12 protein-coding genes are annotated in these 18,016 nt (G+C 49.6%); 8 read left to right on the top strand and 4 right to left on the bottom strand.

The window, feature by feature from the left end:
• Positions 1-55 precede the first annotated feature (55 nt).
• The 5 genes from PT300_12130 to PT300_12110 all read left to right on the top strand — a co-directional run bounded on the left by PT300_12130 (position 56) and on the right by PT300_12110 (position 8,197).
• Complete coding sequence (locus tag PT300_12130; GenBank protein MDF7681293.1) at positions 56-3,550, top strand: DNA translocase FtsK 4TM domain-containing protein; 3,495 nt, start codon at positions 56-58, stop codon at positions 3,548-3,550.
• A gap of 30 nt (positions 3,551-3,580) precedes the next feature.
• Positions 3,581-4,192 (top strand): outer membrane lipoprotein chaperone LolA, encoded by a 612-nt coding sequence (gene lolA, locus PT300_12125; protein ID MDF7681292.1) that lies wholly within the window; start codon positions 3,581-3,583, stop codon positions 4,190-4,192.
• A gap of 8 nt (positions 4,193-4,200) precedes the next feature.
• On the top strand, positions 4,201-5,547 hold the full coding sequence (locus PT300_12120) for a replication-associated recombination protein A (GenBank protein MDF7681291.1): 1,347 nt from the start codon (positions 4,201-4,203) through the stop codon (positions 5,545-5,547).
• 90 nt (positions 5,548-5,637) lie between these two features.
• On the top strand, positions 5,638-6,930 hold the full coding sequence (serS, locus tag PT300_12115; GenBank protein MDF7681290.1) for a serine--tRNA ligase: 1,293 nt from the start codon (positions 5,638-5,640) through the stop codon (positions 6,928-6,930).
• A gap of 124 nt (positions 6,931-7,054) precedes the next feature.
• Positions 7,055-8,197: an MFS transporter gene (locus PT300_12110; GenBank protein ID MDF7681289.1), complete on the top strand. Its 1,143-nt coding sequence runs from the start codon at positions 7,055-7,057 to the stop codon at positions 8,195-8,197.
• Between the two features lie 36 nt (positions 8,198-8,233).
• Here PT300_12110 and pflA read toward each other — a convergent pair whose 3' ends face one another.
• The 4 genes from pflA to ycaO all read right to left on the bottom strand — a co-directional run bounded on the left by pflA (position 8,234) and on the right by ycaO (position 14,504).
• Entirely contained in the window at positions 8,234-8,974 is a 741-nt protein-coding gene (gene pflA, locus PT300_12105) for a pyruvate formate lyase 1-activating protein (protein ID MDF7681288.1), read from the bottom strand.
• A gap of 205 nt (positions 8,975-9,179) precedes the next feature.
• On the bottom strand, positions 9,180-11,462 hold the full coding sequence (gene pflB, locus PT300_12100) for a formate C-acetyltransferase (protein MDF7681287.1): 2,283 nt from the start codon (positions 11,460-11,462) through the stop codon (positions 9,180-9,182).
• Between the two features lie 52 nt (positions 11,463-11,514).
• A complete protein-coding gene (gene focA / locus PT300_12095) occupies positions 11,515-12,372 on the bottom strand; it encodes a formate transporter FocA (protein MDF7681286.1) in 858 nt (285 codons plus the stop codon).
• A 380-nt stretch (positions 12,373-12,752) separates the two neighbouring features.
• Positions 12,753-14,504, bottom strand: coding sequence for a 30S ribosomal protein S12 methylthiotransferase accessory factor YcaO (gene ycaO, locus PT300_12090; protein MDF7681285.1), 1,752 nt, complete (start codon positions 14,502-14,504; stop codon positions 12,753-12,755).
• A gap of 201 nt (positions 14,505-14,705) precedes the next feature.
• On the opposite strand from ycaO, the gene serC reads away from it, so the two are divergent.
• The 3 genes from serC (at position 14,706) to cmk (ending at position 18,015) form a co-directional block, all read left to right on the top strand.
• On the top strand, positions 14,706-15,794 hold the full coding sequence (serC, locus tag PT300_12085; GenBank protein ID MDF7681284.1) for a 3-phosphoserine/phosphohydroxythreonine transaminase: 1,089 nt from the start codon (positions 14,706-14,708) through the stop codon (positions 15,792-15,794).
• A 74-nt stretch (positions 15,795-15,868) separates the two neighbouring features.
• Positions 15,869-17,158 carry a 3-phosphoshikimate 1-carboxyvinyltransferase gene (aroA, locus tag PT300_12080; protein ID MDF7681283.1) on the top strand — a complete coding sequence of 430 codons (1,290 nt, stop codon included), beginning with the start codon at positions 15,869-15,871 and terminating at the stop codon, positions 17,156-17,158.
• 173 nt (positions 17,159-17,331) lie between these two features.
• A complete protein-coding gene (gene cmk, locus PT300_12075) occupies positions 17,332-18,015 on the top strand; it encodes a (d)CMP kinase (protein MDF7681282.1) in 684 nt (227 codons plus the stop codon).
• The last annotated feature ends 1 nt before the right edge of the window (position 18,016 follow it).

Below are 18,016 nucleotides of genomic sequence, written 5' to 3'. Positions count from 1 at the left end.
CTGTTTCCCGTTTTAGCAGCAGGCAGGAAACCGCCTGATACCTGGAGAGCTTTTCTTGAGCCAGGAATATACAGAAGACAAAGAAGTCAAATTGACAAAACTCAGTAGCAGGAATCGCCTCCTGGAGGCGGTACTCATATTGTGCTCCCTGTTTGCCATCTGGTTGATGGTAGCACTGCTTAGCTTTAATCCTTCCGATCCCAGTTGGTCACAAACCGCCTGGCATGAGCCTATTCATAATATAGGGGGTATGCCGGGTGCCTGGCTGGCTTATACCTTGCTGTTTATGTTTGGTGTAATAGCTTATATCATCCCACTGCTCATCATTGGCAGTTGCTGGTTTGCCTGGCGCCATCAGGCGAGCGATGACAACATTGACTACTTTTCGGTGGCGTTACGTTTGATTGGCGCACTGGCGCTGATCCTCACATCCTGTGGTCTGGCAGCCATGAATGCGGATGATATCTGGAATTTCGCCTCAGGTGGGTTGATCGGAAGCTTATTAAATACGGCGATGAAACCGTTATTACACAACAGCAGTGGCATTATTCTTCTGCTCTGTGTCTGGGCGGCCGGGTTAACCTTGTTTACTGGCTGGTCGTGGATCACAATTGCTGAAAAAATTGGCAGTGCTATTTTTTCGCTTCTTGCTTTCATCAGTCGTCGTGGTCGTCGCAACCCTGACCAGGAGTGTGACGATGATGATGATAAAGAAAATGAGCATAAGGCGCGCTCATCGAAAGAGGGGCGTACTCATCGTCTGCATAGCATTTTACGTCGCCAGAACCTGGCGGATAAGTTCACCAATCCGATGGCCAATAATACGGATGCTGCACTCTTCTCCGGTAAAAGGATGGACGATCCTGACGAAGATATGCAGAGCAATCCTGCCAGGAGAGCCGAAAAGATAGCGGCAATGATGTTGCCATTGTCTGATAGCGAGATCTCTCCTGGGTTTGAACATCAGTCTGAAGATTCCCCCGGTAATGAGCCAGATAACGCTGCTTCAACGGACACCATCATCGCGGAAAGTGACGCGTCATCGCGCTGGAGTGACATGGCGATAAATCAGGCAACGCAACCCAGCCGTGCCACGGAACAGGAGCCACAGCCAACCGACTCATTAAAGGCAACCCCACTTTATCAGTCAGAATCTGCCCGGCAAAGCAGTGAGCCGATGAGGTTATATATTCCTGCCGCTGACAGTGAAACCAAAGAAGAGGTGGCGGATGAAACGAAACCACAACGGCCGCCTTTGTATTACTTTGAAGAAGTAGAAGAAAAACGCGCCCGTGAACATGAACAACTGGCGGCCTGGTATCAGCCGATCCCGGAGCCAGAGAGTTCGCTTATGACCCCCTTTGTGACATCGGAGCCTTATTCATCCGTTGAACCGATGATGACCCCGTCATCTTCATCGCTGGTGACTGAATCGGTGGCTGATGTTTCTCCCGTGACACAGTCTGATAAGACAGATGATGCCATCCCCGCATTTGCAGAACTGGTAATCAGTCCGGTAGCGGATAAACCACGTATGCAGGTAAAAGAGGGGATCGGCCCCAAATTGCCACCGGCGAAACCTGTACACGTCCCCACTCGTCGAGAGCTGGCATCATATGGCATTAAACTGCCGTCACAACGCATGGCAGAAGAGCAAGCGCGTCATAATGAGAACCTGCAGAACAGCAGTGATGAGATAACCTCTGCCGATGAAATAACCTCAATGGACGCTGTGGATGAGTTAGCCGATGCACAACAACAGAGTGAACTGGCTAGCCAGTTCGCGGCATCACAGCGTCAGCGTTACAGTAGCGAACAGCCACCCGATATCTTGCCGTTTCAGCTGGATGATCAGGATGATGTTGCTGACACAGCGAAAGCCGTTGCTGAAGAAACGCCCAGCGCACCATTATTTACCCCGGTATCAGAAATGCAACGCTCGTGGCAACCCGCTGAACCCGTGGTGCCGCAGGTATCGCCATCACAGCCTGCTGATCCTGAACCGACGCAGGAGAGTTTGCTTCATCCTTTGCTGATGCGTAATGGCGATGACCGCCCATTATATAAACCAACTACACCGTTACCGTCGCTGGATCTTCTTACTCCACCGCCGGCTAAAGTTGAGCCTGTCGATACCTTTGAACTGGAAAAGATGGCGCGTCTGGTTGAAGCACGGCTAGCGGATTTTCGGATTAAAGCTGATGTTGTGCACTATTCACCTGGGCCGGTTATCACGCGCTTTGAGTTAAATCTGGCGCCTGGGGTCAAGGCATCGCGCATTTCCAACCTCTCGCGGGATCTGGCTCGTTCGTTGTCAACCGTCGCGGTACGTGTCGTCGAGGTTATCCCTGGCAAACCTTACGTCGGTCTGGAGCTACCAAATAAGAAACGTCAGACCGTCTATCTGCGGGAAGTGCTGGATAACGCTAAATTTCGTGATAGCACATCGCCCCTCACGATGGTACTGGGGAAAGATATCGCTGGCGAGCCGGTGGTGGCCGATCTGGCGAAAATGCCGCATTTACTGGTCGCCGGAACCACTGGGTCGGGTAAATCCGTGGGCGTCAATGCGATGATCCTTAGCATGCTCTATAAAGCCCAGCCGGAAGATGTGCGTTTCATCATGATCGATCCAAAAATGCTGGAATTGTCTGTTTATGAAGGTATCCCCCATCTGTTGACAGAAGTCGTCACTGATATGAAAGACGCGGCTAATGCCTTGCGCTGGAGTGTCAATGAGATGGAACGCCGCTATAAACTGATGTCAGCACTGGGGGTACGTAATCTCGCCGGCTATAATGCGAAGATCGCTGAGGCTAGCCGTATGGGGCGTCCGATTCCGGACCCTTACTGGAAACCCGGTGACAGCATGGATACCACCCATCCGGTACTGGAAAAACTCCCCTGTATCGTGGTGGTGGTCGATGAGTTTGCGGACTTAATGATGACTGTCGGCAAAAAAGTGGAAGAACTGATTGCCCGTCTGGCGCAGAAAGCCCGTGCCGCAGGTATTCATCTGGTGCTGGCAACCCAGCGTCCTTCCGTCGATGTGATTACCGGGCTTATCAAAGCCAATATACCGACACGTATCGCTTTTACGGTCTCGAGTAAGATTGATTCACGTACTATCCTTGATCAAGGCGGTGCCGAATCGTTACTGGGAATGGGGGATATGCTTTACGCTGGCCCCGGCTCAGCTATGCCGGTGCGTGTGCATGGCGCGTTTGTGCGTGATGAAGAAGTTCATGCTGTTGTTCAGGACTGGAAAGCTCGTGGACGCCCGCAATATATTGACGGTATCACTTCAGATAGTGAAAGCGAAAATAGTAATAGTTTTGATGGTGGTGAAGATCTGGATCCACTGTTCGATCAGGCGGTTAACTTCGTGACTGAGAAACGTAAGGCGTCGATCTCTGGCGTTCAGCGTCAGTTCCGTATTGGTTATAATCGTGCGGCACGGATTATCGAGCAGATGGAAATACAAGGTATTGTCAGTGAGCCAGGTAATAACGGTAACCGTGAGGTGCTGGCACCCCCTTCCGGCGAGTAAATGAGCCGTTGAGCTATTCAGGAAATGATAATGAAAAAATTTGCAATCATCGGTGCATTACTCTCCGGGCTGATTGTCGGCTCGGTGCGGGCGGATGCCGTTAATGATCTGAAAAGCCGCTTGGATAAAACCAACAGTTTCCATGCCAGCTTTAGCCAGCAGGTAACCGATGGCAGCGGTAATACGGTACAAAGCGGCGAGGGTGAGTTGTGGGTTAAACGGCCTAATCTTTTTAACTGGCACATGACCCAGCCTGATGAAAGCATTCTGATTTCCGACGGTAAAACATTGTGGTTTTACAATCCATTTGTCGAGCAGGTGACGGCCAGCTGGTTGCAGGATGCGACGGACAATACCCCTTTTATGCTGATAGCCCGTAATCAGTCTGCCGACTGGCAACAATATAATATTAAACAACAGGGCGATGATTTTATTCTGACCCCGAAAAGAAACGGCGGTAACCTGAAACAGGTGGCAATTAATGTCACGCCTGATGGCATTATCCATCAATTCAGCGCGATAGAGCAGGATGATCAGCGCAGTGATTATCGGCTGAAATCAGCACAAACGAAAGCAATCGATGCCGCGAAATTCACTTTTACACCACCACAAGGAGTAACTGTGGATGACCAACGTAAATAGAGGCGCATGTGGGTAATTTGTCGCTCGATTTTTCTGACAAGACATTTCAACCTCTGGCCGCGCGTATGCGGCCAGAAAATTTAGCGCAATACATTGGTCAGCAGCATTTACTGGCTGCGGGTAAGCCCTTACCGCGCGCGATTGAGGCCGGGCATCTACACTCAATGATCTTATGGGGCCCGCCCGGCACCGGGAAAACCACGCTGGCCGAGGTGATTGCCCACTATGCCAGTGCCCGTGTTGAGCGTATTTCTGCCGTTACATCCGGTGTCAAAGAGATCCGCGAAGCGATTGAGCGAGCCAGGCAAAATCGCCAGGCGGGCATGCGTACCATTCTGTTTGTCGATGAAGTCCATCGTTTTAATAAAAGCCAGCAGGACGCTTTTTTACCCCATATTGAAGATGGCACGATCACGTTTATTGGTGCCACCACGGAAAACCCCTCATTTGAACTCAACTCAGCGTTATTATCGCGGGCGCGGGTCTATTTACTCAAATCGCTGACCAGCAGTGAAATTGAACAGGTGCTTATTCAGGCGATGAATGACAAGCTGCGCGGCTACGGCGAACAGAATATTGTCCTGCCGGAGGAGACACGGCAGGCGATTGCCGGGCTGGTCAATGGTGATGCACGCCGTGCGCTGAATACCCTGGAAATGATGGCGGATATGGCAGAAGCCGATACGACAGGTCAGCGTGTACTGCATATCGCGCAACTACGTGAAATCGCAGGGGAGCGTAGTGCACGTTTCGACAATCAAGGGGATCGTTTTTACGATCTGATCTCTGCCTTGCATAAATCCGTGCGTGGTAGTGCGCCTGATGCCGCACTTTACTGGTATGCGCGGATTATTACTGCAGGTGGTGATCCGCTCTATGTTGCCCGCCGTTGTCTGGCGATAGCCTCTGAAGATATCGGCAACGCCGATCCCCGGGCGATGCAGGTAGCACTTGCCGCCTGGGATTGCTTCACGCGCGTGGGGCCAGCGGAGGGAGAGCGTGCGATAGCGCAAGCGATTGTCTATCTGGCCTGTGCGCCGAAAAGTAATGCCGTTTATACCGCGTTTAAAGCGGCCATGGCCGATGCCCGCGATCGCCCGGATTACGATGTTCCGGTTCATCTGCGTAATGCTCCCACCCGACTGATGAAAGAGATGGGCTATGGCCAGACGTATCGTTATGCCCATGATGAAGCCAATGCCTATGCGGCGGGAGAGAGCTATTTTCCCGAAGAGATGGCACAGACGCGTTACTATCAGCCAACCAGTCGTGGACTGGAAGCCAGAATTGGCGAAAAGCTAACCTGGCTCAGTGAGCAGGATAAAAATAGCCCGATAAAACGCTATCGCGAGTAAACAGGTTGCGGTAAGGTTATTAACATTTCCGGGAGCCGGAATCGGCACCCCTTTTTTTATTTCTTTTAATTCAATAAGCACAGGATAAGCATGCTCGATCCCAATCTGCTGCGTACCGAGCCAGACGCAGTCGCTGAAAAACTGGCACGCCGGGGCTTTAAGCTGGATGTAGATACACTGCGCGCGCTGGAAGAACGCCGTAAAGTGTTACAGGTTACCACGGAAAATTTGCAGGCAGAGCGTAATTCACGATCAAAATCGATCGGTCAGGCAAAAGCGCGCGGCGAAGATATTGAGCCATTGCGTTTGCAGGTCAATAAACTGGCTGAGGAGCTGGATGCGGCAAAAGCCGAACTGGATACCCTGCAGGCGGAAATCCGTCATATCGCCTTAACCATCCCCAATATTCCTGCAGATGATGTCCCGGTGGGGCGTGATGAACATGATAATGTCGAAGTCAGCCGCTGGGGAACGCCGCGTCAGTTTGATTTTGAGATCCGCGACCATGTGACGTTAGGAGAGATGCACAATGGCCTCGATTTTGCCGCTGCGGTGAAGCTCACCGGAGCGCGCTTTGTCGTAATGAAGGGGCCTCTCGCGCGTCTGCACCGTGCGCTGGCGCAATTCATGCTGGATTTACACACCGAACAGCATGGCTACAGTGAAAATTATGTTCCTTACCTGGTTAACCAGGAAACCCTGTATGGCACCGGACAGTTACCCAAATTCGCGGCTGATCTTTTTCATACCCGCCCACTGGAAGAGGAAAAAGAGAGCAGCAATTACGCACTCATCCCCACGGCGGAAGTGCCGCTGACTAATCTGGTGCGCGGTGAAATCATCAATGAAGAAGATCTACCGATTAAAATGACGGCTCATACTCCCTGTTTCCGTTCTGAAGCCGGTTCTTATGGGCGTGATACCCGGGGTTTAATCCGTATGCACCAGTTCGATAAAGTCGAAATGGTTCAGATCGTTCGTCCGGAAGATTCGATGGCGGCGCTGGAAGAGATGACCGGTCACGCAGAAAAAGTTCTCCAGCTGCTGGAGTTACCTTATCGTAAAGTGGCGCTGTGTACTGGTGACATGGGGTTTAGCGCAGCCAAAACCTATGATCTTGAAGTCTGGATACCGGCACAGAATACCTATCGTGAAATTTCTTCCTGTTCTAATGTTGGCGATTTCCAGGCGCGTCGTATGCAGGCGCGTTACCGGGGCAAGTCGGACCAGAAAACACGCCTGGTACACACACTGAATGGTTCCGGACTAGCGGTAGGGCGTACCCTGGTGGCATTAATGGAAAATTATCAACTGGCGGATGGGCGTATTGTCATTCCGCAAGTGTTACGTCCTTATATGCGCGGTCTTGAATTTATCGGTTAATCCTGCCGATCTTCTTTAATATAAGCGCCTGCGGGCGCTTATAATTCTGCTATCTTTGCAGTATCAGCATCATGCTGACGCCATATTAATAAAATTTACCTTTACTGTTCGATGGTTGTTTTTCATGTCTATTTATACCCACCCCGTAAGAATGTTGCTTTGTGGCCTGCTTTTATCGACGCTGGCGATAGCGGTACTCAATACGCTTGTCCCGCTTTGGCTGGCACATAAAGATATGCCCACCTGGCAGGTAGGGATGATAGGATCTGCCTATTTTACCGGTAATCTGGCAGGGACGTTGCTTACAGGATGGGTCATCAGGCATCAGGGATTTAATCGTAGCTATTACCTGGCCTCACTGCTTTTTGCTATTGGCTGTGCCGGGTTAGGGAGCGCGATTAACTTCTGGTGTTGGTTTAGCTGGCGTTTTATCGCGGGTATTGGCTGTGCCATGATCTGGGTGGTGGTGGAAAGTGCGCTGGTTTCCAGTGGCAGTGCGCAGAATCGTGGCCGTCTGCTGGCAGCGTATATGGTGGTTTATTATCTCGGCACCGTGCTGGGACAATTGATGGTGAGCCGTTTACCCACGCAATTGATGAGTGTATTGCCCTGGGCAACGGCGCTGACATTACTGGCCATTCTGCCGTTACTCTTTGCGCAGATTGGCAACCACGATGATAAACCACATCAGCCGGTACATATCTGGCCAATGTTAAAATTACGTTCGGCACGTCATGGGATAACAGGCTGTATTGTATCAGGTATTGTGCTGGGTTCACTGTATGGTCTGATGCCGTTATGGCTGAATCATCAGGGGGTGAGTGATGCCAGGATTGGTATCTGGATAGCCTTGCTGGTTTGCGCAGGTATTATCGGTCAATGGCCGGTTGGCTATCTGGCGGATCGTTATGGTCGCCTGCGGGTGCTACGCGGTCAGGTTGCTATTGTGATTTTAGGTTGCCTGGTGATGTTGGGCCATATGGCGATGGCCCCAGGGTTGCTTATGCTGGGAGCCGCCAGTTTTACTCTCTATCCGGTGGCAATGGCCTGGGCTTGCGAAAAAGTAGAACATTACCAGCTAGTGGCGATGAATCAGGCACTACTGATTAGCTACACTATCGGGAGCCTGTTTGGCCCGACTTTTACCGCGATGTTAATGCAGCATTTTTCAGATCAGCTGTTCTTTATTGTGATTGCCTGTGTTGCGCTGGTTTATCTACTGACCTTGTATCACAAAGAAGATTGCCCACCGTCATCTGCAATATAACCCCTGGGATCGTCCGGGGAGAATACCCCGGATATATCAATAGATGACCTGATGACCATACTGCTCAAGGATTTTCTTTACCCGCTCCATCGTCTCTTTACTGGGGGGGTGAACACCCTCGAGCTTATACTCTTCACCCATCGTTATCCATTTATGTTTACCTAATTCATGATAGGGCAGTAACTCGATCTTTTCGATATTGCCCATATCACGGGTAAACTCACCGAGGCGATGAGCGGAATCATCATCATCTGACCAGCCAGGAACAACGACGTAGCGGATCCAGACCCGGATATTTTTCTTGCTCAGATAGCGGGCAAATTCCAGGGTACGATGATTTGAGACACCCACCAGATTTTGGTGGATATCATCATTCATCTGCTTGAGATCGAGCATGACCAGATCGGTCACCTCGAGTAATTCATCAATAACCGGATCATAACGGCGCACGAAACCGTTAGTATCAAGACAGGTGTGGATACCCTCTTTTTTGCAGGCTCGAAACCAGTCACGCACAAACTCAGCCTGGAGGATAGCTTCCCCACCGGAAGCGGTCACACCGCCGCCGGAAGCATTCATAAAATGGCGATAGGTCACCACCTCTTTCATCAGTTCTTCAACGGTAATCTCTTTACCACCATGGGTATCCCATGTGTCACGATTATGGCAATACAGGCAACGCATCAGACAACCCTGAAAGAAAGTAATAAAACGAATGCCGGGGCCATCAACCGTGCCACAGGATTCAAAGGAGTGAATACGACCAATAGTTGACATTGCGATGATATCTCCGGATGGGGTCTGTCAGGGACCCTGTTGATGCACAGCTCACGGGCTGTGTCGAGTCTGTTTTGGTTGCCATCCCGCTTCAGATAACAGAGTTGGCAGACAAAAAAGACTATGGCTCAGCAGATGATAAAAAGGCCCCACAAGGTGGGGCCATATTATACTCTATTTAACAGCGACTTTTAATCAATCGGGCTTAGATCGCCTGAGTGAAAGTACGGGTAATAACATCCTGTTGCTGCTCTTTGGTCAGGGAGTTAAAACGCACCGCATAACCAGAGACGCGGATAGTCAACTGTGGATATTTTTCCGGGTTTTCCATCGCGTCGATGAGCATTTCACGGTTCATTACGTTGACGTTCAGATGCTGGCCACCTTCAATAGAAGCTTCGTGGTGGAAATAACCATCCATCAGACCCGCGAGATTAGCTTTACGCACATCGTCATCTTTACCTAATGCATTCGGTACGATAGAGAAGGTGTAGGAGATCCCATCTTTAGCGTAGGCAAATGGCAGTTTAGCCACAGAAGTCAGAGAAGCGACGGCACCTTTCTGATCACGGCCATGCATCGGGTTAGCACCCGGTCCGAATGGTGCGCCAGCGCGACGACCATCAGGGGTATTACCGGTTTTCTTACCATACACGACATTGGAGGTAATGGTCAGAACTGACTGAGTCGGGATAGCGTTACGATAGGTATGCAGTTTCTGAATTTTCTTCATGAAACGTTCTACCAGGTCAACCGCCATATCATCGACACGTGGATCGTTGTTACCAAATTGCGGATATTCACCTTCAATTTCGAAATCAACAGCCAGACCATTTTCATCGCGAATAGGTTTAACTTTCGCATATTTGATTGCTGACAGTGAGTCGGCAGCCACTGACAGACCCGCGATACCACATGCCATTGTACGGATAACGTCACGGTCATGCAGTGCCATCAGCGAAGCCTCATAGCTGTATTTGTCATGCATGTAATGAATGATATTCAGTGCAGTGACATATTGCTTAGCCAGCCAGTCCATGAAGTGATCCATGCGGGTCATGACTTCATCGAAGTCCAGCACATCGCTTTTGATCGGTTCTGATTTCGGGCCAACCTGCATTTTGAGTTTTTCATCAACGCCACCATTGATGGCATACAGCATGGTTTTCGCGAGATTAGCGCGCGCACCGAAGAACTGCATCTGCTTACCGACGATCATCGGGCTGACGCAGCAGGCGATAGCATAGTCATCGTTGTTGAAATCCGGACGCATCAGATCATCATTCTCATATTGCAGAGAAGAGGTATCGATGGAAACTTTAGCGGCAAATTTCTTGAAATTTAACGGCAGTTTTTCTGACCACAGGATGGTCATGTTCGGTTCTGGAGAAGGCCCCATGGTGTACAGGGTATTCAGGAAGCGGAAGCTGTTTTTGGTCACTAAAGTACGACCATCAAGTCCCATACCGGCGATAGATTCGGTTGCCCAAATAGGGTCACCTGAGAACAGCTCATCATATTCCGGAGTACGCAGGAAACGCACCATACGTAATTTCATGACCAGGTGGTCAATCATTTCCTGGGCGTCCTGTTCAGTGATTTTACCGGCTTTCAGGTCGCGTTCGATATAGATATCAAGGAAGCTGGAAGTACGGCCGAAGGACATCGCCGCGCCATTTTGTGATTTCACTGCGGCCAGATAGGCAAAGTAAGTCCACTGGATGGCTTCCTGTGCGTTAGTGGCTGGATTAGAGATATCGTAGCCATATTTGGCCGCCATTTCTTTAATCTGACCCAGCGCGCGGTGCTGTTCAGCGATTTCTTCACGCAGACGGATGGTCGCTTCCAGATCTTCGCCATTTTCCAGTCTTTCCTGCAGAGAGCTGAACTGGGCAAATTTATCTTTCATCAGGAAATCGATACCGTACAGGGCAACACGGCGATAATCACCAATGATACGACCACGGCCATAGGCATCGGGCAGACCGGTCAAAACACCTGATTTACGGCAACGCAGGATATCCGGGGTATAAACATCGAAAACACCCTGGTTGTGGGTTTTACGATATTCAGTAAAGATTTTTTTCAGGCTGGGATCCAGTTCGCGGTTATAGGCTTTACAAGAGCCTTCCACCATTTTTATGCCACCGAACGGAATGATCGCACGTTTTAGTGGTGCTTCGGTTTGTAGACCGACGATTTTTTCCAGCGTTTTGTTAATGTAGCCAGCATCATGAGCGGTGATCGTGGAGGCGACAGCGGTGTCAAAATCGACGGGTGCATGAGTGCGGTTTTCCAGCTTAACGCCTTCCATAACGCTATCCCACAACTCAGTGGTTGCGGCCGTTGCGCCAGCCAGGAAGGATTCGTCCCCTTCATAAGGGGTATAGTTTTTCTGGATAAAGTCACGGACGTTGACTTCATTTTGCCAGTTACCTTTAGCAAAACCTTCCCAGGCTGTGGCCAATGTTTCGTTCAGTTCGGACATATAACACCTACCTTTTTGATGGATTTTTTATTTATTGTCTGGCATGACCGTTTTAATGGTGATCATGACCACGCAGATAAATAACCCAGTATGTTAACCCAACCAGTACACCACCGCCGATAATGTTGCCGATAGTTACCGGAATCAGGTTATCAGTAATGAAGTTCATAACGGTCAGGTGAGAAAAATTTTCCGGATGGGAACCAACAGCGATCCAGAATTCCGGACTGGCATAGTGACGAATGACGATTCCCATCGGAATCATAAACATATTAGCGATGCTGTGCTCAAAACCGCTGGCGACAAACATCGCGACAGGTAAAATCATGATGATTGATTTATCCAGCAGCGTGCGGCCAGAATAGCTCATCCACACGGCCAGACAGACCATCAGATTAGCGAGAATACCGAGGCAGACGGCTTCGATAAAGGTATGATGTATTTTATGGTCGGCCGTTTGCAGGACATTCAGTCCCCAGCTGCCATTAGCTACCATATACTCGCCTGACAACCATATCAGCAAGACAAACAACAAAGCACCAATAAGATTGCCGATGTAAACGTTAAGCCAGTTTTTAGCAAGCTGACCCCAGCTGATTCGTCCGCTGGCCTTTGCCACGATAGTTAAAACAGTGGAAGTGAACAGATCCGCACCGCATATGACACACAGAATCAGACCGAGTGAAAAGCAGAGTCCACCGATTAATTTAGCAATACCGAAAGGGATGGTCGCTGTTCCTGTCGTTGCCGTAATATAAAAAACGAAGGCAATAGAAATGAACACACCTGCGGTAATCGCCAGATAAAACGTGGTTATTGGTTTTTTTGTAGCTTTATAAACCCCCGCTTCTTCAGCAACTTTCGCCATTGCTGCAGGGAGTAAGAGGTCAAAAGGGTTGTCAGCTTTCACACTAACTCTCTCTTTCATAAAAATTGGCAGTGGAATACTAACAAAGCATTATCGACAAAAAATTGATGTAGATCATATACTGCCGGATCTACCCCTGGAAGCAGTGTCTGATTTTTATGCTATTTTAGTGTAACTTATTGTTTATAATGATAAAAATAAATTTTAATATTTATAAAATATGTTGATTTTTTTGCTTGATCGATCCCGAATTGGGGGCTTAAAAACGGAATTGAGTGATTAAAATTAATAAAAAAGCCCTATTACATTGCATAATGTAACATTTTAATAACTTTTTTTAATCAAATCATCGATCAATAGAAAAGGAGCCCTCGCGGGCTCCATCAGCAAGAAACAATCGACAAAATAACGGGTTAACTGGATCAGAAGCGGGCTTTCGCCTGTTGTAGTTTGTCATAGACTGCCAGTAAGGCACGATGGGCCGGAAAAGCATGCAGATCGCTATCGACCGTCTGTAAACCATAAAACGGCGCTTCTCCCCGGAGTGCGGCGCTGGCGGCTTCCACGGCACTGGCACCATACATGCGAATGAAAGCTGGCAGATATTGTTGTGGCTGACGTGTTTCTTCCTGGCTCAATAACAGCAGGGTGTGTAAACAGCGATAGTAACTGGCGCGTTCAGCACTGAAGACGGAAGCGTTAAATTCCTGTGTCCACTCGGTCCAGATTAACGCCTGCGCCAGATCTCCGCCCGCCAGCGCTAACATCGCCTTCAGCTCACCAATACGCAGGGTATACCAGCCATTATCGGTGCCTGTCGCCAGTCCCAGCAGTTCGCGTACCCGGGTAAAGTCGTCATATCCTTCATCATCAAGCTGGTTCAACAAGGCGAGATAGTCTTCTTTTTGCCATTGACTGCCTGGCAAAGCCAGCAGCGTTGCCCGCAGGGAACTGCCGATATTATTGTTGGCCAGCCACAGATCTTCTGCCGGATAAATATCTGACATACCTGGCACGATGATCCGGCAAGCATAGACACCGGTGTGCTGATAGTCGGCGATATAAACTTCTTTCTCTTCTCTGTTGAAGATAGCCATCAGGGCAGTAAATTCTTGCTCCGTCGTGCCTGAAAAATCCCAGTCCACGAAAGGATAATCGACATCCTGTTTGAACAGATCCCAGCAGATTAAACCACTGGAATCGATAAAATGGGTTTCAAGATTGGTAGGATCAGCGACTTGTTGATCATCAAAAGTCGGGGGCGTGAAGATATCGAGATCCTGCAGGCTGCGGCCTTGCAACAATTCAGTGACAGTACGTTCAAGTGCGACGCCAAAATTCGGATGAGCACCAAAAGAGGCGAAGCAGGTGCCATTTGCGGGATTAAACAACACAACACAGATAACCGGATATTGACCCGCCAGCGAGCCATCGTAAGCAAAAACAGGAAAACCCTCGGCCTCCAGGGCGTTGATCGCCTCGACAACTGCAGGATAGCGTGCCATCACTGCGGGTGGGATCTCGGGTAAGCTAATACTTTCCGCAATGATGCGATTTTTAATATAGCGCTCAAATATTTCTGATAATGCCTGCACGCGCGCTTCATTTGGCGTATTTCCGGCCGACATCCCATTAGAGACATACAGGTTGCCGATAATATTCACGGGGATCGCGATCACTTCGCCATCTGACTGGCGGATGAAGGGAAGTCCACAAATACCGCGTGCTTTATTATCTGATTGCAGATCAACCAGCATACTGGCAGTCAGTTGATTATCAGGATCGTAGAAGGCGCGTAAGTGAGAGTCCAGCAGACCTTCTGGTATGGCATCGTTTTCAGGGATCGGGAACCACTGTTCATTCGGATAGTGAACAAAGGGAGCCTGAGAGACAGTTTCGCCTAACCAGAAATCGGCAAAAAAATAGTTAGTCGACAGGCGCTCAAAATATTCACCCAATGCAGAAGCCAGCGCCGCTTTTTGCGTAGCGCCTTTGCCATTGGCAAAGCACAATGGACAGGATTTATCACGGATATGTACTGACCAGACATGGGGAACCGGATTCAGCCACGAGGCTTGTTCAATATCCAGTCCGAGATCGAGCAATTTTTGCTGGAATCGGGCAATAGAGTCTTCCAGCGCGGCATCTTTACCGGGAATAAAAGTTTGCTTCATAGCGACCACTTTTCTAAGCATTAAAGTGTGCATGATACGGGTTTTAGCCGGACAGCGCTATGCTGTGGCGGGATGACAAAAGCCTGGCCCTGTTTTATTGATTGCGGTATCTACCACCGAATGATAAAACCACTGGTTACAGCAATCATCATTGATGCCCGTAAGGCAGCGACCAACAACATAACAACAGGGTGAAGGAAAATGGCTCAGGTTTATAATTTTAGTGCGGGCCCGGCAATGCTGCCGGAGGAAGTGCTCAGACAGGCACAACATGAACTGCGTGACTGGAATGGTCAGGGGACGTCCGTCATGGAGGTGAGTCATCGCGGCAAAGCATTTATTCAGGTCGCGGAAGAGGCCGAACAGGACTTGCGTGCGCTGCTTAATATCCCGGCCAGTTATAAAGTGCTGTTTTGCCAGGGAGGGGGACGCGGCCAGTTTGCCAGTGTGCCGCTGAACCTGCTCGGTGATAAAACAACAGCAGATTACATTGATGCGGGATACTGGGCCGCCAGTGCAGCGAAAGAAGCGAAAAAATATTGTGCGCCGAATGTGATTGATATCAGAGTGACGAAGCAAGGGTTGCGGGCAGTCAAGCCCATGCGCGAGTGGTCATTGACCCCAGGGGCTGCCTATATGCACTATTGCCCGAATGAAACGATTGATGGTATCGCGATCGATGAAACGCCAGATTTTGCCGATGATGTGATGGTAGCGGCCGACTTTTCCTCAACACTGCTTTCGCGCCCGATTGATGTCAGTCGTTATGGTGTCATCTATGCTGGCGCGCAGAAAAATATTGGCCCTGCCGGTCTGACACTGGTGATTGTGCGCGAAAATCTGCTCGGTAAAGCGAATATCGCCTGCCCATCGATTCTGGATTACAGCGTGCTGGATGCAAACGATTCGATGTTTAATACTCCCCCGACATTTGCATGGTATCTGGCGGGGCTGGTCTTCAAATGGTTGCAGAAACAGGGGGGGGTCAGCGCAATGGACAAAATTAACCAGCAAAAAGCGGATCTCCTCTATGGCGCGATCGATCGCAGTGACTTCTATCGTAATGATGTCATAGCTGAAAATCGCTCACGAATGAATGTGCCGTTCCAGCTGGCTGACAGTGCGCTGGATACCCTATTTCTGACAGAGTCTTTTGCTGCCGGGCTACACGCCCTGAAAGGACACCGGGTGGTTGGTGGCATGCGGGCTTCTATTTATAACGCTATGCCGCTGGCGGGTGTACAGGCGCTAACTGATTTCATGCAGGATTTTGAGCGTCGCCACGGCTAAATCCTGGTTTATCTTTTTTATTCCTCACCGACAGCAGGTTGGTGGGGCTTTATTCTTTATTTAAGAGTTAAGTGATGGAATCCCTGACGTTACAACCTATTGGGCGGGTCGATGGCTGTGTGAACCTGCCAGGATCAAAAAGTGTTTCTAACCGCGCTTTACTGCTGGCAGCATTAGCACAGGGTACGACCGTGCTGACCAACTTACTCGATAGTGACGATATTCGTCATATGCTCAATGCGTTACATAGCCTTGGTGTGCACTATCAATTATCGGCTGACCGCACCCGTTGTGAGGTGCAGGGGAAAGGGGGGCCATTGCAGGTGGATCATGCGCTGGAACTCTATCTGGGGAATGCCGGAACCGCGATGCGCCCGTTAACAGCAGCCTTGTCCCTCGGGCATAACGATATTGTATTAACCGGTGAGCCACGGATGAAAGAACGGCCCATTGGTCACCTGGTGGATGCGCTTCGTCAGGGGGGAGCCAGTATTGACTATCTGGAGCAGGAAAATTATCCGCCGCTCCATCTGCATGGTGGCTTTACCGGAGGGCAGCTGACGGTTGACGGCAGTGTTTCCAGCCAGTTCCTGACCGCATTATTGATGGTTGCACCGCTGGCACCACAAGATACCGTGATTACCATCAAAGGCGATCTGGTTTCCAGACCTTATATCAATATCACCCTGCATCTGATGAAAATATTTGGTGTCACGGTGGAAAATCAGGGCTGGCAACGTTTTATTATCAGCGGTCATCAGCAATATCAGTCTCCAGGGGAATATCTGGTTGAAGGTGATGCGTCTTCAGCCTCTTATTTTCTCGCCGCCGCAGCGATAAAAGGAGGAACGGTGAAAGTGACCGGTATTGGTCGCAACAGTGTACAGGGTGATATTCATTTTGCCGATGTGCTGGAAAAAATGGGGGCATCGATTCACTGGGGAGATGATTATATCTCCTGCACGCGCGGTGATCTGAAGGCGATTGATATGGATATGAATCACATACCTGATGCCGCGATGACTATTGCGACGACGGCGTTATTTGCCAGCGGCACCTCGACCATCCGTAACATCTATAACTGGCGTGTTAAAGAGACCGATCGTTTGCTGGCGATGGCAACTGAACTGCGTAAAACAGGGGCGAAAGTAGAAGAAGGGTACGATTTTATTCGTATCACCCCACCGGAAGCGTTACAGTTCGCTGAAATTGCGACTTATAACGATCATCGCATGGCGATGTGTTTTTCACTGGTTGCGTTATCTGATATGCCGGTCACAATCCTTGATCCTCAATGTACCGCTAAAACATTCCCGGATTATTTTGCACAATTAGCGCGTATTAGTACGCCAGCCAGCGAATAAAACATATTATTTGGGCTGATGTTACCGGCAACAGCCCACTCTGATGACTCCCTTCTTTAATATTTCCTCTCTTTTTATGCGTCGTTATCTGGCAATGATCACTTTTTATTAATAGTTGCGTATAATGCGCAGCGTTTACGCGTTATGCGCCTGCGATGCGAAAGGAGAAAATAATGACGGCAATGATTCCAGTCATCACAATTGATGGGCCGGGTGGGGCAGGTAAAGGCACTTTGTGCAAGGCAATGGCAGAAACCCTCGGCTGGCATTTGCTCGACTCTGGCGCTATCTATCGTGTACTGGCGCTCGCAGCGCTACATCACCATGTTGATGTTGAACAGGAAGATACGCTGGTGCCATTAGCTGCGCATCTGGATGTGTGTTTTGTCACGACGGATGATAAGCTGAAGATTGTGCTGGAGGGGGAGGATGTCAGCGCGACTATTCGTACCCAGGAGGTCGCGAATACCGCCTCGAAAGTCGCTGCATTTCCCCGGGTACGTGAAGCATTGCTTCGTCGTCAGCGCGCCTTTCGTCAATTACCGGGTCTGATTGCCGATGGTCGTGATATGGGAACCGTTGTTTTCCCGGATGCACCGGTGAAAATTTTTCTTGATGCCTCGGCACAAGAACGCACCCGTCGCCGTATGTTACAGTTGCAGAAAACCGGTATTAGTGTTAATTTCGAACACCTTTTATCTGAGATAAAAGAACGTGATAATCGTGATCGTCATCGCAGTGTCGCGCCGCTGATTCCGGCGGATGATGCGTTAGTCCTCGATTCAACAGAACTAAATATTGAGCAGGTTATTGAAAAAGCGCTACACTACGCGCGTCAAAAACTGGCTATGGCCTGAT

Source organism: Enterobacteriaceae bacterium ESL0689 (assembly GCA_029433525.1).
Classification (GTDB): Bacteria; Pseudomonadota; Gammaproteobacteria; order Enterobacterales; family Enterobacteriaceae; genus JAQTIF01.
Note: the sequence above shows the minus strand (reverse complement) of the source record. Positions and strands in the feature narration are given on the sequence as shown.